This is a genomic window from Bariatricus sp. SGI.019 (assembly GCF_050315235.1).
GTDB lineage: Bacteria > Bacillota > Clostridia > Lachnospirales > Lachnospiraceae > JAFBIX01.
In genome coordinates this window covers 156,047-178,509 of the sequence record NZ_JBNPOQ010000003.1, presented here as the reverse complement: position 1 = coordinate 178,509, position 22,463 = coordinate 156,047, and the positions used below count along the sequence as shown (strand labels likewise).

The window sequence follows — 22,463 nt, the reverse complement described above, 5'->3', positions numbered from 1 at the left end:
ATAATATAGATACTATATTTAAAGATTCTTACATTGAGAATCTTTAAATTCTAAAATAGTTTTTACATCCGCTCGGCTTCTGGGCCCTGCCTGCAGACATTTCACTGCTGCGGATGCATTGGAAAATTCAAGTGCTGATTTCTTGTCCATTTTCTCTGAAAAATAAGCATAGAGAAGACCTCCCAAAAAGCAATCCCCGGCTCCTGTTGTATCCACCGGATCTATCTTATATGCAGACGCTTCATACTCATTTCCATCATACCATACAGCACCTTCTCCACCAGCCGTACAGATGACTCCCTCCTGTACATGGTACTTTTCCTGCACAATCTTCATCGCTTTACGATAATCCTTTTCTCCCGTCAGTTCAAAATAACCATCTCTTCCACTGACAAAAACATTACAAATCCCCATCATCTCATCAATATCTCTCTGTGACGTACCGCACATTTCCATAAATGAAGGCACACACTGCATATTATAGAGTACTGGTTTTCCCTGCTCTTTTGCCTTTTTCGCAAGCCAGATTGCCGCCTTCGGAGAAAACATATCATTATAAAACACATCCATATCATCCATAATATTCTCCGGCAATTCTTCTGGCACAAGTGTCCATACACTGTCACCTTTATTTGCAAAAATACAATGCTTTCCTCCCGGCGCCGTCAGAATGTAAGTATGAAGCGTAGTTCCATTTTCCTTTGTAACAATATACCGCTTATCCACACCATCAGCTACAAGAGTACGAATAAATTTCTCTCCGACATTATCATCCCCTATTTTTCCTGTCTGATAAACTTCCATTCCAAGATGTGCAGCAGATACAGACACATTAGAAGCACTTCCTCCCGGGAGCATTTCTTCATGCTGAATCAATGCAAATCCGTCATCTTTCGGAAGTTCATGGCTATTGATGACAATATCCATTGCAATCGCACCCAATGATAATAATTTCATACTTTTTATACCTCACTTTTCTTTCTTTGACGACTTTCTGATATCAAAACTGAAATCAACAATATCAATCCTGTCAGGATCTCCTGATAATGTGAGGAAATTGACAGAAGTGTAAGACCATTCTTCATAATATTCAGAATAAAGCATGCTATAATTGTTCCGGTCACGCTGCCCTTACCACCTTGCATACTTGTTCCGCCTAGAATTGTTGCTGCAATAGCATCCATTTCATATCCTTGTCCTGCCAGAGGCTCGGCAGAATTCAATCTTGAAGTCACGATCAACCCTGCAATTCCAGCACAAAGACCACACAAAGAAAAAATCATTACTTTATACCTTTTTACATTAACACCTGAACGATTTAGTGCGATCTCGTTTGAACCAATGAACAGACAATAATTTCCAAAACGTGTTTTATGAAGGAGCATTGCCCCAAAAGCAGCAATAATCAAAGAAATTACAATCGGCATATTAACTGGACCAATCTTCCCGCTGCCGATAAAAGTAAATACTTTTCCAAAACCAAAAATCGAATTAGAGTTTGTCAGAATCAATATGATTCCTCGCATAATCGTCATCGTACTAAGTGTTACAATAAAAGAATTAATCTTTCCATATGCAATCAACATTCCATTGAGCATCCCGATCAAAAAAGAAATCAAAAGTCCGAAAAAAATAGCCAGCGGTGCTGACATTCCAGCTTTAATCAACATCCCCATACTCATCCCGGCAAACCCTATGATTGCACCTACAGACAGATCGATCTGTCCAGCAGAAATAACTAAGGTCATGCCAACAGAAAGTACAAGATATATCGCTGACTGATTCAAAATATTTCTACAGTTCTTCCAGGTGAAAAAATACGGGGAAGCTAATGCAAGTACTCCTACCACTAATAACAAAACTCCCAGCAAAATGAGAGTATATGAACAATCCTGTAATCTTTTTTTCTTCACGTCTATCCCTCACTAATCTGTTGTAATTGCCCCTGTAATCATAGAAACAACCTCATCCATTGTCGTATCCTGCGTCTTCAATTCTTTAATTACCTTTCCTTGACGCATCACGCAGATTCTGTCCGATATATAGAATACCTGAGGCAGATTATGACTGATAATAATTACGGTAAATCCTTCTCCTGCAAGCTTTTTGATTAACTTTAGAACAGCATTGGATTCATTTAATCCCATCGCAGCCGTAGGTTCATCAAATATCAACAATTTACCCCCGTTATGTACCAGCCTTGCAACCGCTACTCCTTGTCTCTGTCCGCCACTTAGGTTCCCAACCGGAACTGTTACATCTGGAATCTGTATATCCAGACTATTTAATAACTTCTTGGCTTCTTCATTCATTTTCTTCTTTTTGAGAAACCCATATTTTGTCAATTCACTTCCCAAGAACAGATTAGATGCCACATCCATAGTATTTCCAAGTGCCAGGTCTTGATAGACCGTCGATACTCCCGCCTCGATTGCTTTTCTGGGTGTAAGAGCTTGATACTCTTTACCGTCTATTCGAACCAATCCACTGTCCGGATGCAAAACACCAGATAATATTTTGATCAACGTGGACTTTCCAGCGCCATTATCACCGACAATAGCCAGAACCTCCCCTTCATAAGCATTCATAGAAACACCTCGAAGGGCCTGAACATGTCCGAAACTCTTATATATCTCTTTTGTCTCTAGAAATGGTCTTTTTTTGTTGTCCATATTCTTTCCCCATTCATCTGTTTTAATTAAAATTCCAGTAGCAAAAAACGGTGCCATCAGCAAAATCATGTGGCCGATGTACACCGTCGCAAGACAGCTCCTATATGTGATATATTTTAGCACTATCAATTATGCAAGTAAAATTGATTATATGTATATATTAATAGGCATTATCTATAAATATCTGATTATCCACATTCCGTACGTTGTATTATTTCATCCTGTGTTTCTTTACGAAGCGTAACAAAATATGCACTAAATCCCGATACCCTTACAACTAAATTTTTATATTTGTCTGGATCCATTTGTGCATCCAGAAGAGTTTTCCTGGAAACCACACTGATCTGTACTTCCATTCCTCCATGATGAAAATAGGTACTGATCAGCTTTCTGACAGCATCTCTTCCCGTCTGCTGTTCCAGAAATGAAGGAATAAATTTGATATCCAGCACCATTCCATTGGATGAATCTCTCATATCAGTATAAGTTACAGACTTCATCAGTGCAGTAGGGCCCTCCTTGTCCATTCCCTGGACAGCTCCCATAGAATTAGAAAGTGATACGCCGCTCTTACGTCCATCTGCTGTCGCTCCGGTATTCATTCCCATAATGGCATGATCTTCTACAGAGTATAAGCCGAGACAATACCTCCCACCATGATAAGTTGTATACTCTGCAATATGATTCTTTATACCTACAATTATATCCGCAGCTGCCATATCTGGTTCTTTCAGATCATTTCCATATTTCGGGCAATGATTTAATGCTCTCTGTCTGATTTCTTCTGCTCCTTCATAATCATTTTCCAGAATCTTGGCAAATTCTTTTAATGTAAGTCTCTTTTCTTCATACACCAGTCTTTTTATGGCCATAAGTGAATCCACAGCTGTAGCGATTCCACAAAAATTCACACCGACGCTGTTATATCTGGCACCACCTTCTGATACATCTTTTCTTCTGTGGATACAATCCTCTGTCAAAACAGACAAATAAGGGAGGGGATACTTTTTTTCATATAATTCTTCACACCGTCGGATACTACGAATTCCCATATCTACAAAATGCTTAATTTCTTCCTGATACCACCTCCAAAAATCTTCATAACTTTCTATCTCATCCAGTTTTTTTCGGTTTTTTAGCGTAAAAACCTTCCCTGTCATTACATCTTTTCCTTCATGAAGCATCAGATTCATCACTTTCGGAAGATTCAGGCGCATCATCTCTGTTAATGCGTATTCTTCTCCCTGCATTGCAGGTTCCACACAGCCAAGGATACTGTAATTATAAGATTCTTCCGATAAAACCCCTCGATCTTCCATAGCTTTTCTGTAACACCCGTCATACATCAACGCAGGAAACCCCATGCCTTCCCGAATCAGTGAAAGTACAGCTTCCCAGGCTTCTTCCGGCATATCATCCGTCCATCGGTATGTCAATGAAGGCTGATCAAACTTTAGTTCTTTGGACGCCTTCAGGCAAAGATATGTCAAGGGATTTACTGAACATTTCCCTTCCGAATCACATCCACCGATGGTCAGATTCTGATATGCTTTTCTCTGAGAACTGCACTTTATAAAAAAAGCTTCTATATATTCTTCTGCCTGTTCATTGCTCAATCTTCCACTTTCTATGTCCCTTCGATAATATGGATATAAATAATAATCCAGCCGTCCAAAAGAGATTGCGGAAGGTACATTTTCACAATACATCATCTCATGCGCAAGCCACACAAGCTGTATTGCCTGTGCAAATGTTTCAGGAGGTTTTTGCTTGATTCTTGCCAGATTACTCTTCATCTCTGACAGCCTCACAGCCTCTTCTTTTGTAACCGCAGTTTCTGCCATTTCTCCGGCAAGCTCTTCATAACGTCCAATATAATCTATGCATGCCTCCAGCACAATCCGAAAAGCCATTAGCGTATCCGTTTCTTCCTTTGGCACATCTTTTTTTTCTTCTGATTCGACTTCATTCAACAGACCTGCAAAACCTTTCTTCAGAAGTATCGGATATCCTGCAAGTATGTGTCCGGAATGCCAGTGTTTGAACAGCCAAGCTTCAGAACCATCTGCAAATTCCATAAATTCTTTTTCTTCCGGCGAACCTGAATCTACATCAAATAATTCCTTATATTCTTTAACTTCTCTTCGAGTATCCATATGAAAAGAAGCCCGACCCGCTGGGTCAAACTTCTCACTGACTTTCATTGGAAAATTCACATTATATGTATACTGGTACAAAAAACCAGCCAGTACATCCTCTTTCTGAATTAAAATAGACTTATCTTTCAACGTCTGTGCAAATCCATACGCATACTGTACCTTGACAGACTCCCCCGGGTGATCCGTCATTGCCTGTCGATATGCTCTATCTCTGACTGGGATTTCTTCTTTACTAACATTTTTCTCACGATCATCTCTTAATAATTGAATTCGGTCTGTCACGTTTCCATCTCCTATCATAACTGAAAAATCTGTTCTATTATTACCTCACATTTTACCCGCTCTACACTTCTGATGCAAACAGGGTCATCACAGATCTTTCTCTCATCACTATCTCTGATTGTCCAATCACAACCGGCTCTTCATAAAATCCCTTCTTCTCATTCCCGGTATCTACTGCCATCTTCCACTCCATTCCTGCCGGCAGTGTTGGAAGCGTAACCTCCACCGGTTCCCAAAATGCGTTGATGATAACATATACGATATCATCCTGCCCTTTTTCCGAATCATATCCAGCATACATTGCAGCAATCACTTTCGTCTGGTCATTATAGTGATCTTCCCATGGATGTTCTCCGTGAAGACTGACTTCCGACAAGCCGCATCTGGCAGGTTTACATATTCCCAGTATACTTGGGTGGTTCTTACGAAAATGAATCATGTATTGAAAGAACTTCCAGATATCCTGATTCTTTTCTTTCAATTCCCAATCCAGCCAAGAAACTTCATTGTCCTGACAATAAGCATTGTTATTGCCAAACTGTGTGTTTCCAAATTCATCCCCAGCAAGAAACATGGGAACGCCTCTGCTGACCATCAATGTAGCACACGCATTCCAGATCATGCGCTTTCGAAGTTGCAAGACTTCTGAATCATCAGTCGGACCTTCCACACCACAGTTCCAGCTGCGATTATCGTTACTTCCATCCGTATTATTCCAGCCATTGGCTTCATTATGCTTCACATTATAAGAATAGAGATCATACAAAGTGAATCCATCATGACAGGTCATAAAGTTAACAGAAGCGTTCTTTCCGCGAACAGCCGGATCATAAAGATCCGGGGAACCAATCAATCGTTCCGCTGCTCCTTGGGCATTCCACAGACCGCCTTTTAAGAATTCCCGCATATCGTCCCGATATCTTCCATTCCATTCTGACCAGCGGTTAAATGCAGGAAAATTCCCTACCTGATACAATCCACCTGCATCCCAGGCTTCTGCGATCAGTTTCGTATCTCCTAACAATGGATCCTGTGCAAGAGCTCTTAAAAGCGGCGGTACTTCCATCGGAGAACCATCCTCATTTCTTCCAAGAATAGAAGCCAGGTCAAACCGGAACCCGTCAATCCGATAATCTGTCACCCAATAACGAAGGCAGTCAATGATCAGATTCTGCACAATGGGATGATTACAGTTCATGGTATTTCCACAACCGCTGAAATTATAATATTCCCCCTCTGGAGTCAGAAGATAATAGATATTATTGTCAAAGCCTTTAAACGAAATAAACTGCCCATCCTTATCTCCTTCTGCCGTATGATTGAACACTACATCCAGAATGACCTCTATCCCATTCTCATGCAAGGTCTTTACTAATTGTTTTAACTCTGTACCTTCCCGGTTGTATTCCACAGCAGAAGCATAACTGGTATTGGGCGCAAAAAAGCTGACCGTATTATATCCCCAGTAATTTAACAGTTCTTTGCCGTCCACTGTGCGACATTCACTCAATTCATCAAATTCAAAAATCGGCATCAGTTCAATGGCATTAACGCCCAGATCCTTCAGATAAGGAATCTTCTCCTGAATTCCGGCAAAGGTTCCCGGGGCATTCACATCCTTTGCCATCTTCGTAAAACCACGCACATGCAGCTCATAGATAACCAGTTCTTCCATTGGTATCTTGGGGCATACCTCAGCTCCCCAGTAGAAATTATTACGCACTACTCTGGCGCGGTATCCGGCCGGACTGACCCGCTTTCCCCAGGTACTCTGCCCGGTAACAGCTTTGGCATAAGGGTCCAGAAGAACATGTTCCTTGTCAAAGAGCAATCCTTTCTTCGGATCGTAAGGACCATCCAGACGATACGCATACTCGAATTCTTCCACATTTAATCCAAAGACGATCATGGAATATACATTGCCGATCCGATAATTCTCTGGAAATGGTATGACAGCATAGGGTTCCTCTGCTTTCCGGTGATATAACAATAACTCACAGGCCGTCGCTCCCTGGGAATGTATCGTAAAATTCACACCCTCAGGAATCGGTGTTGCGCCGTCAAACATATAAAATCCCGGACATATCTGATATCCATTGACCTGCTCCAGTGGTTCCATATTCAAGATCTGTCCATTGACAGGAAGTATCGCTGTTAATTCACCGGAGAGATATTTTTCTTGTTCCATATCTTGTTCCTTTCTTTTATCTTTGCGTATTCAGATAATAGACCGCAAGCTGTGTCCGGTCTCTTAACTCCATTTTATCCAGAATGCTACTGATATAATTTCGCACAGTTCCTTCACTTAAGAACAGTTCCCCTGCGATTTCCCGATTGCTCAGTCCTTCTGCCACCAATGCAATGACCTGAAGTTCTTTTTCACTGATATCATGCGCTTTCCAGTCATAGGTCTTTTTCTCTTGCAGAAGCTCTGGAATTCTGGAGACAATCTCTGTTCCAAATACAGTCTGCCCGGCATACACCGCTTTGATAGCCGGCAGAATATTCTGATAATCCTGCTTCAAAAGATACCCCTTCACTCCATAAGTCAAGGCTTTCACAATATATTCATCATCAGAAAATGTAGTGAGCAGAAGAATCCTTGCCTGAGGATCTTCTTCTAATATCTGTCTGGATGCCTCCAGTCCGCTTACATTCTGCATACGGATATCCATCAAAAGTACATCTGGCCGGAATGTCCGATATAACACTATTGCATCCTTTCCATCCTGTCCAGTGCTGCACACCTGTATCTCGCTATCCATCTCTAAGATAGTTTTCAATGCTCCTGCCACCAACACATCATCATCTACAATTATGATCTTCACGCCGTCTCCTCCTTCTTGGGAATGGTAATATATATGCGAAATCCCTGCTTCACCGATATCTGCATCGTTCCCTGTAATGCTTTCGTTCGTTCTTCCATATTACGAAGTCCGATTCCCCTGTGAATCTCCGATCTTTCCACAACTTCCTTTTTCAAACAATCAGTTCCGTTATCTTCCACAATCAACTGATATAACCCAGGGTGTTCCCGTACTACGATCTGAACTTTTGTAGCATCGCTGTGTTTCATTACATTGTTCAATGCTTCCTTCACAATCGCAATAAAGCTGTATTTTACTTCTCTTGGTACATAATATCCCATATCATAGATCAATTGTACTGGACAAAATGTATATTCTTTAATCAGATTATCTAATACTTCTTTTAGATTCACTGCGTCATCATGAAGATCATGGACACTTTCACGTACATTTGTCATGGCGACATTTAACGTGTCTTCCAGATGATCTAACGGTTCTTTCATATTCTCTTCTTTTGAAATTACTTTCATTGCCCCTACCATCAAAATTGCCCGGGACAACATATGTCCAACATGGTCGTGAATCTCTCTTGCAATCCGATTGCGTTCTCGCAACGTAGCCGTATAGATCTCATAATCCTGTCGCTTCAGAAGACTCTGGTTCTTCTCTTTCAAGAGAATGTTCAACTCAGTACTGCTATCCTGCGTCATCTTTAGCTTCTCTTCCAACGCCTCATGTCTTTTCGCATATTCCTGCAATATCCCTGCCATCCCATAGCCAATCCCCAGCACACACAGAATCTTGATCTGCCCAGGGAAATATGTATACATAGATAATAGCATCAATATTATGCCAAGAAAATAATTGGATACCCTCAACACCCCATACAAGATGACTGGAGTAAAAAACAGAAACTCTGGCCAGAAAAAGGAAGCAGCTATATACAATATCGTCAAAACTCCGTTCCATTTCTTTGAAAATAGATACTCATTGGCACAGGCGAAGATAACTGATATAAGAAACGCGCTGATATATGCCGTATTGACCGGAACCAGAAGAAGTATCACAAAGCAATATATGATTAACAAGGTCTGATCAACAATTCGTCTCATCCTTTTCTCCATTCATAATATGACATTTGTCACATGTCATTTCTGACACTTGACACTATCATTATAAACAAGTTTTTCTTATACTACAAGTATCCGAAAAACATTGAGAAATGGAGACATTGCCATGATTCATATTGAAAATCTTGTAAAACGTTACGGGAATCTGGTAGCATTAGATCACTTAAATCTGGACATTGAAGAGGGCGAGATCTTCGGACTGTTAGGACCGAATGGCTCCGGTAAGACAACCGCAATCAACTGCATGCTTGCCCTACTGAAATACGACAAGGGAACTATCACGATTTTCGGAAAAGAGATGCAGCCGAACAGCTATGACATCAAGAAAAATATCGGTGTCGTCATGCAAAATGTAGCAGTCTTTGACCAGATGACTGTCCGTGAAAATATCGATTATTTTTGCGGGCTTTATGTCAAAGATAAATCCAAAAGGAAAGAACTGGTAGAAGAAGCCATCGAATTCGCAGGACTGGAAGATTTCCAGAAAATGCGCCCCAAAAAACTATCCGGCGGTCTTTTAAGAAGGCTGAATATCGCCTGCGGAATCGTCCACAAACCTCGGCTTATCATCATGGATGAGCCAACTGTCGCCGTAGATCCACAGAGCCGTAACAAGATTCTGGAAGGAATCCTCTCTCTGAATCGTCAGGGCTCCACCATCATTTATACTTCTCATTACATGGAAGAAGTGGAACAAATCTGCTCACGGATAGCAATTATCGACCACGGACGGGTTCTGGCAACCGGAACAACCGAAGAATTAAAGAAAATGATTAAGACAGGAGAGACGATTACCATAGAAGCGATTGCATTGGACGAAGAACTTCTGACGGATATCCGTACACTTCCACATGTATTTGATGTGATTTATGATAACCAGGTACTGAAAATCCGTTTAAGCGGCGCCAAGCACAATCTTGTACGTATATTAAATTACCTGCAAGAACGAGACATTTCTTTTGGGCGTGTTTTTTCCGAACTACCGACGCTGAATGACGTCTTCCTGGAAATCACCGGCAAAGAACTCAGAGATTAGGAGGTACTTTATGCTGCATTTGATCAAATATCGATTCAAACAGAATCTAAGAGATATAAGTTCTATGTTCTGGGCACTGGCTTTCCCGATTATTCTTGGAACCTTTTTCTATTTTGCTTTTGCATCTTCCGGTCTTGCATCTACAGGAGAAGCCGAGTGGGAACCTGTGAAAGTCGCAGTGATTGAAGAAGATTCCTCATCCGAGAATGCTTCTGTGTTCCTTTCCTTTTTAGAGCAACTGGATCCGGAAACACTGAATATCCAGGACATTTCATCAGAATCAGCTGCTCTCCATGCATTGAATGAAGGGGATATCACAGGGATCTTCTACGTACGCGAAACACCTGCACTGACGGTCAGCAAGAGCGGAATCAATGAAAGTATCCTGACTGCACTTCTGGATAATTATAACCAGAGCGCTGCCATGCTTCAGAAAATCACCTCCTCACATCCAGAACATCTAGAACACGCACTAGAAGTAATGAGTGACTACAAAGAGATGACAAAGGAGACCTCATTAGGCGGTAAATCTATGAACCCATCTGTCCAGTATTTCTTTGCTTTAATCGCCTATGCATGCCTGTCAGGCGCATTTCTGGGAATCCGGTCAAGCTTTGACTCCCAGGCAAACTTAAGTCCGCTCGGTATGCGCCGGAGCATCACACCCACCCATCGCCTGACATTAATATGCATTGATATGTTTGTACTGGTTGCCATCCACTTTATCAATATGCTGATTCTGAATCTCTATATCATAAAAGTTCTGGGAATCAGCCTGGGGGATAATCTGCCAGCACTTCTTTTGGTGAACCTGATGGGAAGTATCATTGGTGTATGTATTGGAATTACACTGGGATGTGTCAGCCGGCTATCCATAGACCTGAAATACGGGCTCACAGTCGCCATTACTTTATTCCCGGGATTCCTGGCAGGTCTGATGTTTGGAAATATGAAGAATATCATCGAACTTCACTGTCCAATCATAAACCGCATCAATCCGGCCGCTGTATTGAGTGATGCCTTCTATTGCATGGGAATCTACAACGATATGCAGCGTTTTACTCGCTGTATTCTCATACTTGCCGTTATGAGTATTCTGCTTTTGGCGGTTGCATTTTTCAGTGTCAGGAGGGAACGTTATGACAGTATTTAAAGGATTTCTAACCGTTGCAAAACAAAATATCGGCATGCTCGTTATGTATCTTGCCATCTTTCTGACCATCTGCCTGACCATTCAGAAAATAACCGGTGGAGACACTCAGACTACTTTTGAAGCAGAAAGACTGGACATAGCTGTCATTGACCATGACGGCAAAGCACTTGCCCAAGGACTTACCGAGTACCTGTCTCATTATCATAATATTAAGGAATTACCGGATGATAAGGGTATCCTACAGGAAAGACTATTCTACCGGGAAGTCTATTATGTGGTTACCATTCCGGATAATTTTGAAGAACTCTGTCTAAACGGTGACGAAAAACTTTCTGTCACAAAGGTTCCCGGAAGTAACAGCGGATATTATGTAGACCAACAGATCAATACATTTTTAAATGATGTGCGCATTCTGACATTCAGTGGATTTTCATTAACAGAGGCAATCAGCGAAGTCCAGGACAATGCTTCTATCGAATCAGACGTCTCTATGATAGATAAGAACGGACTTGGTGGACAGATGCCTGGTCATGCATTTATGTTCCAGTATATGCCATATATATTGATGAGCATCCTCTGCTATGCATTAAGCTTTATCATGATTGCTTTCAATAAACCCGATATCCGAAGACGAATGCTCTGTTCTGCTGTCTCCAGCAACAGTCAGAATCTTCAGCTGGTTCTTGGGTTTATGGTGATCGGCCTCGCTGTGTGGGCTATCTGTGCATTTCTTCCGGTTCTGGTATATCGTGATGCATTTCTTCAGGACGCACACCTGCCCTACTACCTGATCAACAGCCTGATCATGACTCTTGTCTCATTGACAATGGCGTTTCTTGTAGGAACACTGGTACACCGGGAAGAGACCGTAAGCGCCGTTGTCAATGTATTGACATTGGGCATGTCCTTTCTCTGCGGTGTCTTCGTAAGTATGGACATCTTAAGCAAAGGGATTAAAACAGTGGCACATTTCCTTCCAGCATACTGGTATGAAATCAACAATAGTCTCCTCGCTTCCAATGGGCATCTGAGTCAAAGTCAGTTCCATTCACTTCTGACCGGTTATGGTATCCAGCTTCTCTTTGCGGCAGCCTTCCTCGTTGCCGCACTGGTAATTGGACGCCACAGACGGCAAATATAGAAAAAGGAAGCCCTTGATGACTTATTCATCAAAGGCTTCCTTAACTTTATCCATAAATCCTTTTTTCTTTTTGGTTCCTTTATGTTCCGAATGATCCTCTGCTACATGAAGTGAATTTCCTGACAGCTCATCGAACTTGCGGAGTGCTTCTTTGGCTTCAGCACTTAAGTGTTCTGGTGTCTGGATGACCAGCGTTACATAATGATCTCCACGAACCTGTGAATTCCGTACGGATGGAACACCCTTTCCTCTCAGGCGTACTTTGGTATCCGTTTTAGTTCCTGGCTTCACGTTATAGATGACTTCTCCATCCACTGTCTTAATTCGGATATCTGCTCCAAGCGCTGCCTGTGCAAATGAAATTGGAACAGTTGAAAAGATATGCATATCCTGGCGTTGGAAGATTGGATGTCTGGATACAACCACTTCTACCAACAGATCTCCTCTTGGTCCGCCATTTGTTCCAGGCTCACCCTTATCACGAATGCGAACACTCTGACCATTATCAATACCTGCCGGAATAGTAACAGATATCTTTTTCTTGCTGGAAATATATCCTGTTCCACCACAATCCGGACATTTTTCACGAATGATTTTTCCTGTTCCACCACAATCCGGACAAGTCTGCACATTCTGAACAGTTCCAAAGAAGGATTGCTGCGTATATACAACCTGACCCTTTCCGCCACATTTTGGACAAGTCTCTGGCGAAGTGCCCGCTTTTGCACCGGTACCGCCACATTTTGGACATGGATCTTTCAATACAACTTCTAATTCTTTCTCACATCCGAACACTGCCTCTTCAAACGTAATCCTTACGCTCTTACGGATATTCATACCCTTCATTGGGCCCTGGCTGGCACGGCCTCTGCGTCCGCCGCCCCCGAATAAATCGCCAAATATATCACCGAAAATATCGCTGAAATCTGCTCCATTAAAATCAAATCCACCAAAACCACCAGCTCCGCCGGCACCGCCTTCAAAAGCCGCATGGCCGAACTGGTCATACTGACGACGCTTTTCCGGATCACTCAGAATTGCATAAGCTTCCGAAGCTTCTTTAAACTTCTTTTCAGCCTCTGCATCACCGGGATTCATATCAGGATGATATTTCTTGGCAACCTGTCTGTATGCTTTTTTTAAAGTCGCTTCGTCCGCATCTCTGCTGACGCCAAGCACTTCATAGTAATCTCTCTTTGATTCTGCCATCGTCTATCCCTTTCTTCTCCAATCTTAAGATTTATTTCAAGACATAAGGAAGTTCCGCGAAGCTCAGCTCTGTCTGGTATTGCTGAGTTCCGCGGAACAGCCTTCACACCAGGCTTGCAAGAATCTTGCCAAGTGTATTAGACTTCTTTATAATCTCCGTCTACAACGTCATCTCCCTGGAAACCATCCGGTGCCGGACCTGCTCCTGGGTTTGGACCTGCGCCTGCTCCCGGATTCGGGCCTGCACCTGCTGCAGCTCCAGCCTGCTCATACATCTTTGTAAATACTTTCTGTGCACTTTCCATCAGTTTTTCTTTTGCTGCTTTCATCTCTGCAACCTGCGCATCTGAGATATCATCCATATTTACTTTATCAAGAACTTCTTTCAATGCCTTGCAGTCAGCTTCTACCGCTGCTTTATCTGCTGCATCAATCTTATCCCCGACTTCGCCAAGTGCTTTCTCAGTCTGGAAAAGTAATGCATCTGCATCGTTCTTAGCATCGATTCCTTCTTTACGCTTCTTATCCTGTGCTTCGAATGCCGCTGCTTCTTTTACAGCTTTTTCGATATCTTCATCGGACATATTAGAACCAGCAGTAATGGTAATATGCTGTTCTTTTCCTGTTCCAAGATCTTTTGCTGATACATTTACGATACCATTAGCATCGATATCAAATGTAACTTCAATCTGCGGTACTCCACGTGGAGCTGGTGCAATTCCATCCAGTCTGAACTGTCCGAGGGACTTGTTATCTCTTGCGAACTGTCTTTCCCCTTGTACAACATTGATATCAACAGCTGTCTGATTGTCCGCTGCAGTAGAGAATATCTGACTCTTCTTAGTAGGAATTGTCGTATTTCTCTCGATCAGTCTTGTAGCAACACCACCCATAGTCTCAATAGACAGTGACAATGGAGTTACATCAAGAAGAAGAATGTCTCCGGCACCTGCATCTCCGGCAAGTTTACCACCCTGAACAGAAGCACCAAGTGCTACACATTCATCCGGATTCAGAGATTTGCTTGGCTCTTTGCCAGTCAGACGTTTTACTTCTTCCTGTACAGCCGGGATACGTGTAGAACCACCAACCAACAGAACCTGACCTAATTCAGATGCTGTGATGCCTGCATCTGAAAGTGCTCTCTGTACAGGCTCAGATGTCTTCAGCACGAGATCATGTGTCAATTCATCAAATTTTGCTCTTGTCAGATTCATATCAAAGTGCTTTGGACCTTCTGCTGTTGCTGTGATGAATGGAAGGTTAATATTCGTTGTTGTTGCGGAAGACAATTCTTTTTTAGCCTTCTCAGCAGCTTCTTTTAGTCTCTGAAGTGCCATCTTATCTGTAGATAAATCTACACCTTCCTGTTTCTTGAATTCATCAATCATATAATCTGTGATCTTCTGGTCGAAATCATCACCGCCAAGTCTGTTATTACCAGCTGTAGACAATACTTCGATAACACCGTCACCAATCTCGATGATAGATACATCAAATGTACCACCACCTAAATCATATACCATGATCTTCTGTTCTTTTTCGTTGTCAAGACCGTATGCCAGGGCTGCTGCTGTAGGCTCGTTGATGATACGTTTTACATCAAGACCTGCAATCTTACCAGCATCTTTTGTTGCCTGACGCTGAGCATCATTAAAGTAAGCAGGTACTGTGATAACAGCTTCTGTTACCTTTTCTCCAAGATATCCTTCTGCGTCTGCTTTCAATTTCTGAAGAATCATAGCAGAAATCTCCTGAGGAGAATATTTCTTATCATCAATTGTTACCTTGTAATCGCTGCCCATTTCTCTCTTAATAGAAGAGATTGTTCTCTCAGCATTTGTTACTGCCTGACGTTTTGCAGGTTCACCTACCAGACGCTCTCCTGTTTTTGAAAATGCTACAACAGATGGTGTTGTTCTTGCACCTTCTGTATTTGCGATGACCGTTGGCTGGCCACCTTCCATAACAGCTACACAACTGTTTGTTGTTCCTAAGTCAATACCTATTATTTTGCCCATTATAAAGACCTCCTAATTTATTTTTTAATAGTTCGATGTAGTTCGATTAGTTTGCTACTTTTACCATACTGTGTCTCACTACTGAGTCACGGTACATATAACCTTTTTGGAATTCTTCGGCTACAATATTCTCACCAAAGTTTTCATCTTCCACATGCATCACTGCATTATGAAAATCAGGATTGAATTCCTGTCCTACCGCTTCGATAGGTTTGACCCCAACTCCTTCCAGTGTAGTCATCAACTGTTTATACACCATCTCCATTCCTTGGATAAAGGGATCGTTTTTTTCTTCTTCCTTGACACCATTAAGCCCTCGCTCAAAATTATCAACTACCGGAAGAATCTTATCTATGATATCTTTCGCTCCTATTTCATACATCTGGGATTTTTCCTTTTCTGTACGCTTGCGGAAGTTATCAAACTCAGCCATCTGACGAGTAAGTCTGTCTGTCAGTTCTTCGATCTTCTCGTCCTTTTTATCTTTTTTATTCTTCTTGCCAAATATCTTTTTTTCAGATTTGGATTCATCACTGTTCTTGGCTTCTGCTTCGTCAGCAATTTCATCTGATTCAGCATCTTCTTTTGTAGCAGCGTCCGCTTCTGATTCTACTTCATTATCTCTTTCGTCGCCAGTTTCTTCTGCAGCTTTTTCGTCGGCTTCTGTCTGCTCTGCAGCAGCTTTCTTTGCCTCCTCAACTGCTTCTTTTACCATCTCTTCCTGGCTCTTCTCCTGATTATTTTCCAAGGGTTATTCCACCTTTCTTATTCTTTTTTATGAAACATCCGATCCAGCTCATTCTGAAGCCGTTTCATAGATTTCAATACATGTTCATAATCCATTCTTTTTGGTCCGATAATACCTATGGTTCCCTTCATGCCATCTCCCAATTCATAAGTTGCGGTGACAACACTACAATCCTTCATAGTCTGTACCGGTGTCTCATCACCAATATATACCTGAATCCCTGTATTATCTTCTTTTGCCAGCGTCTGTGTCACTAGTTCAGTCAATTGCTGCTTTTCTTCAAAAGCACTGATAATTTCCTGAGCACTCTGATTATCACTCAATTCCGGGTACTTAAATATGTTCGTAGCACCACTTGTATAGATCTGCATATCTTCATCGATCTGAATGGCATCCGCTACTGCATCCAGAACATTTCCAATCACTGCACTGTGTATTCCAGCCTGCTCTTTCAGCCTTGCAATCAATCCAAGATTAATCTCTTCAATAGACATACCATTTAACGTTGTGTTAAGAAGCATATTCAACTTCAATAAATTTTCATTACTGAGTGGTTCATCTATATTAATAATCTTGTTCTTAATCACATTACCGCCAAGTACGATCACCGCAATAATCTGTTCCTCATCTACCATAGACAACTGAATGAACTTAATTTTATTCGCGCTATTCATTGGTGTAGAGACCATTGTTGCGTAATTCGTATTACTGGCAAGAACTTTCGCTGCCTGCTTCAGAAGCTGTTCCATCTTGTCTGCCTTATCCAGCATCTGCTCCTGCATCTCATTCAGTTCCTGTTCCTTCTCTTCCATCAACATATCAACATAAAGTCTATAGCCCTTATCCGAAGGAATTCGTCCAGCAGACGTATGTGGCTGTATAATGTAACCAAGTTCTTCCAGATCAGCCATCTCATTACGAATCGTTGCAGAACTCAGATTCAAATCCGTATATTTTGAAATCGTTCTGGAACCAACAGGCTCGCCGGTCTCAAGATAATTCTGAATGATTGCATGCAGAATTTTTAATTTACGATCACTAAGTCCATGATCCGCTATCATCTGTACTCCTCCTTTCGGATTTCCTGTTAGCACTCGAATTTAAGGAGTGCTAACATCTTCGACTATTAATGTATCACTATGGTTTTCATTTGTCAACATAGTTTACATATTTTTTATAAAATGAATTTAGATGAGAATGGTTATGATTGGAATGTGGACGGCGAGAAGATGGATGGAATGGCTGGCATTACGGAGTCCTTCGCTAAGAATCCATAACAGGAAAAGAAGCAGATATTTGGCGACCAGGCTGATTCGCCCCGAAATCTTGATGATTTCGAGGCTCAGCAGCCTTCTCAGATTTGGCTGGAAACCAAATCTTCGCACAAAATATCTGCTTCTTTTCCTATAACGGCTTCTAGTGCTTGTCCAACGAATGCCAGCCATTCCATCCATCTTCTCGCCTGACATTCCAAACCACTAATCTTCCTCATCAGGGAGATTCTGCGCATGATGAAAAGTAGAAAAGTATTATCAAAAATCCTAACTAAGCTCGATTTTTTCTGCTTCTTCTGGCTTAAACTCATTTTCAAGGTCATAGATATTATGTCCGGTAGATTCACCCAATACTCTTCCTTCTAATGAGTAGCAACGGATAAATCTCTTTGGATCGATACTGGACCAGTGTTCTACATCCCAGCTCATATAACCATCTGCGTCAGATTTCTTTTCTTTCAGATATAAATCTACCTGACGTCCATCCTTCATGATCTGGATCAATCCTTTTGTTCCATCCACTTCTAATTCTTCCTTTTTTACTGAATCGTAAACTTTCATGATATTCCCTCCTAAAAAAGTAAATTAGGAATCTTCCAGTGAAGCATTCCCCAATTCGTTCTATAACTGATTATACATTTTAAATAATAAAAACTCAATGTTTTTTCTACTTTAGCCAAAACTCACTTCTGCACATATCAAGAATACCTTCTTTTTTTAGTTTCCCCAGTTCCGTTGACATCGCACTCCGCTCCACACAAAGATAATCTGCCAGTTCCTGTCGATTAAATGGAATGGTAAAATGCCTGCTTCCTGCTCTTTTTGATTGTTCGGACAGATAAGATAATAATTTATCTCTAGTAGTTCGTTTTGAAATGTGACGGATCTTTTCTCCCAGCATCACATTTTTTCTCGCAAATATTTGTACCATATTTATAAAGAACTTCTGCTGTAATAGAGAACCCTCAGCAGACAATTCAAATATTTTCTTCACAGGAACCTGTAAAACAGTACAATCCGTCACTGTCACAACGCTGACTGGACTTTTTTTGATTCCTGCACAAGAAAATGCTGCCCCAAATAGTTCTCCTTGACTAAGTTGTTCCAATATTGAACGATTGCCAAATACATCTTCACATATTATCTGTACACATCCCTCTAGAATTACCCCAAGATTCTCTACCGGCTCCTCCTCTCCCAGTATCATCTCATTTTTCTGATATACTTTCATCTTACTTTCTAAAACAGGCATTATCTTCTCTATCTCTTCCTTCTCAATTCCCATAAATAACGGAGATTTTTTTTAAATATCAATATCTATTTTCATAAGCTCCTCCAATCGTTGGAAAAACAACATATTTTATTTTATAATTGTAGTAAATTAGGTACAACAAATCAAGGAGGTACTTATATGATAAGAACAATGGTTCATATAGACGAAGAAAAATGTAATGGATGTGGAGCCTGTGCTGCCGCCTGCCATGAGGGCGCCATTGCTATGATAGACGGGAAAGCAAAGCTGATCCGTGATGACTATTGCGATGGTCTCGGCAATTGTCTTCCGGTATGCCCGACCAATGCAATCACTTTGGAAGAACGAGAGGCCGCAGCATACGATGAAGAAGCAGTACAAAAGCATCTGAATATCAAGAAAATGATTGCAGAAATGAAGGAACAAAAAGGGCAAAAGCCAACAGAATTCGCAGGATGCCCCGGTCAAAAGGTACAAAATATCCGTAACCGCCAGAGCGAACCATCCGCATCCGATTCCAGTGCATCCACCTCTGATAATACAGCCTGCACTCCTTCGCCAAGCCAGCTTGGTCAGTGGCCTGTCCAGATCAAACTGGTTCCGGTCAATGCACCTTATTTTGAAAATGCAGACCTGTTAATTGCAGCAGACTGTACCGCATATGCCTATGGGGATTTTCATAATCGCTTCATCAAAAACCGCATCACCTTAATAGGCTGTCCCAAATTAGACGAAGGCGATTATACAGAGAAATTAACAGCGATCATAAAAAACAATTCCATCAAAAGCCTTACTATCGTCCGTATGGAAGTCCCCTGCTGCGGCGGAATTGAACGGGCAGCAACCGAAGCACTGAAATCAAGCGGAAAATTCATCCCCTGGCAAGTCGTGACCATTGGGATTGATGGGAATCTGGTTGAGTAGGTTTTGTGATTGGGAATGTCAGGCGCAGGGATAGATTGATTCTATCCCTGCGCCTGACATTCCCAATCGCCAAACTTTTCCAACCAAGAAGGATTCCTCCGCACCGTCATCAACCGTTTTCGCCAACTACAAAACGACTCTACTTCATAAATTTATCGATTGCCTGATTCAGGCGTTCAATGGCTTCCATATCATTTTCTTCTACCGCTTCTACAATACAGTGGTTCAAGTGGTTTTTCAGTACTACTTTTCCGGTATTATTGATGGCAGAACGTACTGCTGCCAATTGGATCAGAACATCACTGCAGTCTGCATCCTTTTCAACCATGCGCTTGACTGCTTCCAGATGTCCAATGGCTTTTGACAGACGGTTTATTACTGCTTTTTTCTCTTCCGGGCTATGAACATGACCATGTTCGTGCATATGGTCATGCATATGCTCATGGCTATGACTATGTTCATGGCAATGTTCTATTCCATGCTCATGAAGATATGCATGGTCTATCTCTTCCCTGCTGGAAATCAAACTCTGGGAATCTGTATATTCATCTTGTATCATTATTTCTCATTCCTTTCGAAGGTACTTCATCCAGTCTTTAATCTCTTTTTCATGTCCATTATCGCTTGGCTCATAGAATTTTGCATCCTGAATCTCATCTGGAAGATATTGCTGCTTTACATAATGATCCGGATAATCATGTGCATATTTATATCCGATTCCATGTCCAAGGTTTTGAGAGCCTTTATAGTGAGCATCCTGCAAATGCGGCGGAACCGTTGTCTTGTGGGATTTTACATTCTCCATTGCACTGAAGATGGCATTGCAGGCAGAATTACTTTTCGGTGCCGTTGCCACATACAACACTGCCTGAGACAGAATAATCTGGGCCTCCGGCATTCCAACCCGTTCCACAGCCTGGGCTGCAGATACTGCCACAGTGAGCGCCATAGGATCTGCATTTCCCACATCTTCCGAAGCGCAGATCATAATCCTTCTTGCAATAAATTTAATATCTTCTCCTGCATACAGCATTTTGGCCAGATAATACACCGCGGCATCCGGATCAGATCCCCGCATACTTTTAATAAATGCGGAAATCGTATCGTAATGATTATCTCCCGTCTTATCATAACGTACCACACGCTTCTGGATACATTCCGAAGCCACATCCAGTGTAAGATGGATCTTTCCGTCGCCATTTCTCTCCGTCGTCAAGATTCCCAACTCCACTGCATTCAGTGCGTTTCTTGCGTCTCCCCCGGAGACATCTGCCAGGAATTCCAAAGCATCCTCCTCAATTACCGCCTCGTAGCTTCCCATTCCTTTTTCTACATCATAGACTGCCCGGCGCAGTAATGTCTTAATATCTTCTTTCTCCAGCGGATATAACTCAAAGATACTTGACCTGGAAATCAACGCTCCATTTACCTCAAAATATGGATTCTCTGTCGTTGCTCCAATGAGAATAATCGTTCCGTCTTCCACAAACGGAAGTAGATAATCCTGCTGCCCTTTGTTAAAACGATGAATCTCATCTACAAACAGAATCGTCTTTCTCTGATACATGCCCAGCATCTCTTTTGCTTTAAGTACAACTTCTTCCATATCTTTTTTTCCGGCTACTGTGGCATTGATCTGGGTAAATTCTGCACTGGTCGTATGTGCAATCACCTTTGCAAGTGTTGTCTTGCCGGTTCCCGGAGGACCATAAAATATAATGGAACTTAACTTATCTGCCTTAATCGCACGATATAAAAGCTTCCCTTTTCCGATAATATGCTGTTGTCCCACTACTTCTTCCAAAGTTGTGGGACGCATTCTGGAAGCAAGCGGTGCTTCCTTATCCATATTTTTTTCTCTGACATAATCAAATAAATCCATCTATTCCACCTCTTCCATCAGCTCTCGGATCACTTCACCGGCAAGCAGAAGTCCTGCGATTGGAGGAACAAATGACACACTTCCCGGCAATGACCTTCTGCTTCCTTTCTCTTCGTCCGTCGTTCTTTGTGACACATCTATCGGCTTCTCCCTGGAATACACGACTTTCAGATGATAAATCCCTCTGGCACGCAATTCTTTACGCATTACTTTGCATAATGGACAGACACTGGTCTTGCTGATATCCGTAATCTCAAACAGCTCCCCATGGAGTTTATTTCCTGTTCCCATACTGCTGATAATCGGAATATCCAATTCCAGAGCTTTTTCAACCAGAGCGATCTTAGCTGTGACCGTATCAATCGCATCAATAATATAATCTGGTCTCTGTTCAAAGATCTGCTCCATATTCTCAGGCAATACGAACATTTCATAAGTAATCACTTCCGTCTGTGGACAGATATCTGCAATCCTCTCTTTCATCACACGGGTTTTATATCGTCCGACTGTGCTGTGATATGCAATGGACTGTCGGTTAATATTGGTCAGAGACACCGTATCATTGTCCACCAGGATCAGCTTTCCCACACCGCTTCTTGCAAGCGCCTCGATACAATGGGATCCGACCCCGCCGACGCCGAGTATCATCACCGTTGCATGTCTTAATCTCTGTAATCCTTCTTCTCCTATTAATAATTCCGTTCTGGAAAATTCATGAACCGCCATATTCTTCTTCCTGTTCCGTCTGTTTTTTATATTCTTATTCTTTGGTC

General features: G+C 41.8%; 21 protein-coding genes. 4 read left to right on the top strand and 17 right to left on the bottom strand.

Annotation, left to right across the window (positions count from 1 at the left end):
- Nucleotides 1-18 precede the first annotated feature (18 nt).
- The 7 genes from ACQRD1_RS03245 to ACQRD1_RS03215 form a co-directional block, all read right to left on the bottom strand.
- Entirely contained in the window at nt 19-957 is a 939-nt protein-coding gene (locus tag ACQRD1_RS03245) for a carbohydrate kinase family protein (RefSeq protein WP_235232091.1), read from the bottom strand.
- 5 nt (nt 958-962) lie between these two features.
- The gene (locus ACQRD1_RS03240; protein ID WP_347376051.1) at nt 963-1,913 is read right to left on the bottom strand and encodes an ABC transporter permease; all 951 of its coding nucleotides are present in this window, start codon (nt 1,911-1,913) and stop codon (nt 963-965) included.
- A gap of 12 nt (nt 1,914-1,925) precedes the next feature.
- Nucleotides 1,926-2,672: an ATP-binding cassette domain-containing protein gene (locus ACQRD1_RS03235; RefSeq protein WP_427786911.1), complete on the bottom strand. Its 747-nt coding sequence runs from the start codon at nt 2,670-2,672 to the stop codon at nt 1,926-1,928.
- A 188-nt stretch (nt 2,673-2,860) separates the two neighbouring features.
- Nucleotides 2,861-5,113 carry a pyruvate formate lyase family protein gene (locus ACQRD1_RS03230; RefSeq protein ID WP_235232088.1) on the bottom strand — a complete coding sequence of 751 codons (2,253 nt, stop codon included), beginning with the start codon at nt 5,111-5,113 and terminating at the stop codon, nt 2,861-2,863.
- Nucleotides 5,114-5,174: 61 nt separating this feature from the next.
- Nucleotides 5,175-7,301: a glycogen debranching protein GlgX gene (glgX, locus tag ACQRD1_RS03225; protein WP_235232087.1), complete on the bottom strand. Its 2,127-nt coding sequence runs from the start codon at nt 7,299-7,301 to the stop codon at nt 5,175-5,177.
- Nucleotides 7,302-7,317: 16 nt separating this feature from the next.
- A complete protein-coding gene (locus tag ACQRD1_RS03220) occupies nt 7,318-7,941 on the bottom strand; it encodes a response regulator (RefSeq protein ID WP_235232086.1) in 624 nt (207 codons plus the stop codon).
- Nucleotides 7,938-9,032 (bottom strand): sensor histidine kinase, encoded by a 1,095-nt coding sequence (locus ACQRD1_RS03215; protein WP_427786910.1) that lies wholly within the window; start codon nt 9,030-9,032, stop codon nt 7,938-7,940. Before ACQRD1_RS03215 ends, ACQRD1_RS03220 begins: the two co-directional genes overlap by 4 nt.
- A 124-nt stretch (nt 9,033-9,156) precedes the next feature.
- On the opposite strand from ACQRD1_RS03215, the gene ACQRD1_RS03210 reads away from it, so the two are divergent.
- Genes ACQRD1_RS03210 through ACQRD1_RS03200 form a run of 3 tightly spaced genes read left to right on the top strand, consistent with a single transcriptional unit; the run spans nt 9,157 to nt 12,380 of the window.
- Nucleotides 9,157-10,086: an ABC transporter ATP-binding protein gene (locus tag ACQRD1_RS03210; RefSeq protein WP_235232084.1), complete on the top strand. Its 930-nt coding sequence runs from the start codon at nt 9,157-9,159 to the stop codon at nt 10,084-10,086.
- Between the two features lie 10 nt (nt 10,087-10,096).
- Entirely contained in the window at nt 10,097-11,239 is a 1,143-nt protein-coding gene (locus tag ACQRD1_RS03205) for an ABC transporter permease (protein ID WP_235232083.1), read from the top strand.
- Nucleotides 11,226-12,380 carry an ABC transporter permease gene (locus tag ACQRD1_RS03200; RefSeq protein WP_427786909.1) on the top strand — a complete coding sequence of 385 codons (1,155 nt, stop codon included), beginning with the start codon at nt 11,226-11,228 and terminating at the stop codon, nt 12,378-12,380. The genes ACQRD1_RS03205 and ACQRD1_RS03200 overlap by 14 nt, the downstream gene beginning before the upstream one ends.
- A 21-nt stretch (nt 12,381-12,401) precedes the next feature.
- Here ACQRD1_RS03200 and dnaJ read toward each other — a convergent pair whose 3' ends face one another.
- The 7 genes from dnaJ to ACQRD1_RS03165 form a co-directional block, all read right to left on the bottom strand.
- Complete coding sequence (gene dnaJ, locus ACQRD1_RS03195) at nt 12,402-13,589, bottom strand: molecular chaperone DnaJ (protein WP_235232081.1); 1,188 nt, start codon at nt 13,587-13,589, stop codon at nt 12,402-12,404.
- Between the two features lie 137 nt (nt 13,590-13,726).
- On the bottom strand, nt 13,727-15,610 hold the full coding sequence (gene dnaK, locus ACQRD1_RS03190; protein ID WP_235232080.1) for a molecular chaperone DnaK: 1,884 nt from the start codon (nt 15,608-15,610) through the stop codon (nt 13,727-13,729).
- Nucleotides 15,611-15,656: 46 nt separating this feature from the next.
- The gene (gene grpE, locus ACQRD1_RS03185) at nt 15,657-16,358 is read right to left on the bottom strand and encodes a nucleotide exchange factor GrpE (RefSeq protein ID WP_331473038.1); all 702 of its coding nucleotides are present in this window, start codon (nt 16,356-16,358) and stop codon (nt 15,657-15,659) included.
- A gap of 17 nt (nt 16,359-16,375) precedes the next feature.
- Nucleotides 16,376-17,419 carry a heat-inducible transcriptional repressor HrcA gene (gene hrcA / locus ACQRD1_RS03180; RefSeq protein ID WP_235232079.1) on the bottom strand — a complete coding sequence of 348 codons (1,044 nt, stop codon included), beginning with the start codon at nt 17,417-17,419 and terminating at the stop codon, nt 16,376-16,378.
- A gap of 293 nt (nt 17,420-17,712) precedes the next feature.
- Nucleotides 17,713-17,850 carry a hypothetical protein gene (locus tag ACQRD1_RS03175; RefSeq protein WP_427786908.1) on the bottom strand — a complete coding sequence of 46 codons (138 nt, stop codon included), beginning with the start codon at nt 17,848-17,850 and terminating at the stop codon, nt 17,713-17,715.
- Nucleotides 17,851-17,899: 49 nt separating this feature from the next.
- The gene (locus ACQRD1_RS03170) at nt 17,900-18,193 is read right to left on the bottom strand and encodes a hypothetical protein (RefSeq protein ID WP_235232077.1); all 294 of its coding nucleotides are present in this window, start codon (nt 18,191-18,193) and stop codon (nt 17,900-17,902) included.
- A gap of 106 nt (nt 18,194-18,299) precedes the next feature.
- Nucleotides 18,300-18,884 (bottom strand): Crp/Fnr family transcriptional regulator, encoded by a 585-nt coding sequence (locus tag ACQRD1_RS03165; RefSeq protein ID WP_427786907.1) that lies wholly within the window; start codon nt 18,882-18,884, stop codon nt 18,300-18,302.
- Nucleotides 18,885-19,043: 159 nt separating this feature from the next.
- Here ACQRD1_RS03165 and ACQRD1_RS03160 point away from each other — a divergent pair, with 159 nt between their 5' ends.
- Nucleotides 19,044-19,808, top strand: coding sequence for an ATP-binding protein (locus ACQRD1_RS03160; protein WP_235232075.1), 765 nt, complete (start codon nt 19,044-19,046; stop codon nt 19,806-19,808).
- 139 nt (nt 19,809-19,947) lie between these two features.
- Here ACQRD1_RS03160 and ACQRD1_RS03155 read toward each other — a convergent pair whose 3' ends face one another.
- The 3 genes from ACQRD1_RS03155 to ACQRD1_RS03145 are packed head-to-tail and all read right to left on the bottom strand — an operon-like array spanning nt 19,948 to nt 22,416.
- The gene (locus tag ACQRD1_RS03155) at nt 19,948-20,367 is read right to left on the bottom strand and encodes a metal-sensing transcriptional repressor (protein ID WP_331473037.1); all 420 of its coding nucleotides are present in this window, start codon (nt 20,365-20,367) and stop codon (nt 19,948-19,950) included.
- Between the two features lie 6 nt (nt 20,368-20,373).
- The gene (locus ACQRD1_RS03150) at nt 20,374-21,690 is read right to left on the bottom strand and encodes a replication-associated recombination protein A (protein WP_235232074.1); all 1,317 of its coding nucleotides are present in this window, start codon (nt 21,688-21,690) and stop codon (nt 20,374-20,376) included.
- Nucleotides 21,691-22,416 (bottom strand): tRNA threonylcarbamoyladenosine dehydratase, encoded by a 726-nt coding sequence (locus ACQRD1_RS03145; RefSeq protein ID WP_235232073.1) that lies wholly within the window; start codon nt 22,414-22,416, stop codon nt 21,691-21,693.
- Nucleotides 22,417-22,463 lie beyond the last annotated feature (47 nt).

Coding starts and splice junctions, on each gene's coding strand:
- ACQRD1_RS03150 (WP_235232074.1), bottom strand. CDS start 21,690: ATGGATTTATTTGATTATGTCAGAGAAAAAAATATGGATAAGGAAGCA.
- ACQRD1_RS03215 (WP_427786910.1), bottom strand. CDS start 9,032: ATGAGACGAATTGTTGATCAGACCTTGTTAATCATATATTGCTTTGTG.
- ACQRD1_RS03175 (WP_427786908.1), bottom strand. CDS start 17,850: ATGAGGAAGATTAGTGGTTTGGAATGTCAGGCGAGAAGATGGATGGAA.
- ACQRD1_RS03155 (WP_331473037.1), bottom strand. CDS start 20,367: ATGATACAAGATGAATATACAGATTCCCAGAGTTTGATTTCCAGCAGG.
- ACQRD1_RS03200 (WP_427786909.1), top strand. CDS start 11,226: ATGACAGTATTTAAAGGATTTCTAACCGTTGCAAAACAAAATATCGGC.
- ACQRD1_RS03170 (WP_235232077.1), bottom strand. CDS start 18,193: ATGAAAGTTTACGATTCAGTAAAAAAGGAAGAATTAGAAGTGGATGGA.
- ACQRD1_RS03145 (WP_235232073.1), bottom strand. CDS start 22,416: ATGGCGGTTCATGAATTTTCCAGAACGGAATTATTAATAGGAGAAGAA.
- ACQRD1_RS03235 (WP_427786911.1), bottom strand. CDS start 2,672: ATGGACAACAAAAAAAGACCATTTCTAGAGACAAAAGAGATATATAAG.
- ACQRD1_RS03160 (WP_235232075.1), top strand. CDS start 19,044: ATGATAAGAACAATGGTTCATATAGACGAAGAAAAATGTAATGGATGT.
- dnaJ (WP_235232081.1), bottom strand. CDS start 13,589: ATGGCAGAATCAAAGAGAGATTACTATGAAGTGCTTGGCGTCAGCAGA.
- glgX (WP_235232087.1), bottom strand. CDS start 7,301: ATGGAACAAGAAAAATATCTCTCCGGTGAATTAACAGCGATACTTCCT.
- ACQRD1_RS03165 (WP_427786907.1), bottom strand. CDS start 18,884: ATGCCTGTTTTAGAAAGTAAGATGAAAGTATATCAGAAAAATGAGATG.
- ACQRD1_RS03245 (WP_235232091.1), bottom strand. CDS start 957: ATGAAATTATTATCATTGGGTGCGATTGCAATGGATATTGTCATCAAT.
- dnaK (WP_235232080.1), bottom strand. CDS start 15,610: ATGGGCAAAATAATAGGTATTGACTTAGGAACAACAAACAGTTGTGTA.
- ACQRD1_RS03205 (WP_235232083.1), top strand. CDS start 10,097: ATGCTGCATTTGATCAAATATCGATTCAAACAGAATCTAAGAGATATA.
- hrcA (WP_235232079.1), bottom strand. CDS start 17,419: ATGATAGCGGATCATGGACTTAGTGATCGTAAATTAAAAATTCTGCAT.
- ACQRD1_RS03210 (WP_235232084.1), top strand. CDS start 9,157: ATGATTCATATTGAAAATCTTGTAAAACGTTACGGGAATCTGGTAGCA.